Source organism: Phaeodactylibacter xiamenensis, assembly GCF_000759025.1.
GTDB lineage: Bacteria > Bacteroidota > Bacteroidia > Chitinophagales > Saprospiraceae > Phaeodactylibacter > Phaeodactylibacter xiamenensis.
The window spans coordinates 1-643 of sequence record NZ_JPOS01000162.1 but is presented as its reverse complement, the minus strand read 5'-3'; the positions used below and the strand labels follow the sequence as shown (position 1 = coordinate 643).

Genomic DNA, 643 nt, shown 5'->3' with positions numbered 1-643 from the left:
GGGGGGGGATGCACGCACAGCCTACCTAACCGGGTCGCAGTTGTTTTTTATGTGATACTGCTATGACGTAGGCGTAGCTTGCGCCTAACCGGATTATCTTTACTGTGTAAAAGATAGGATATGTCAACAAGAGATAAATATCATGACGTTGTAAAGCAGGCGTTAGAAAAGGAAGGCTGGACCATCACCGATGATCCATATTCTTTCAGCTACGGAAAAGTTGACTTCAGGATAGACCTTGGACAGAAAAGCTAATAGCAGCGCAGAAGGACAACCACAAGATAGCGGTAGAAATAAAGAGCTTCATCAAACCTTCACCAGTACAGGACATGCACGAGGCTGTTGGGCAGTATGAAATGTATTCATTGGCTCTTGACTTTGATGACCCTAATCGCGAACTTTACTTGGCAATACCCAAACGGACTTACGATGGCTTTTTTCAACGGCCATTCATCAAAGAAATTGTCACAAGGAAAAAAATAAAGCTATTGGTTTATCAAATTGGAGCCATAAAAATATCAGCATGGATAAAGTAACAAGATACCAGGAAGCAATACTAAAAGTGTTAAATGAATATGCTAAAATCAAACCAGCGATTCCCGCTTTGGCACACAACCCACTGATAAAGAATAAGGTGTACCTT

At 41.5% G+C, this 643-nt stretch carries 1 pseudogene; it reads left to right on the top strand.

The window, feature by feature from the left end:
• The first annotated feature begins 120 nt into the window (after positions 1-120).
• Positions 121-536: pseudogene (locus IX84_RS34765) on the top strand (element excision factor XisH family protein).
• Positions 537-643 lie beyond the last annotated feature (107 nt).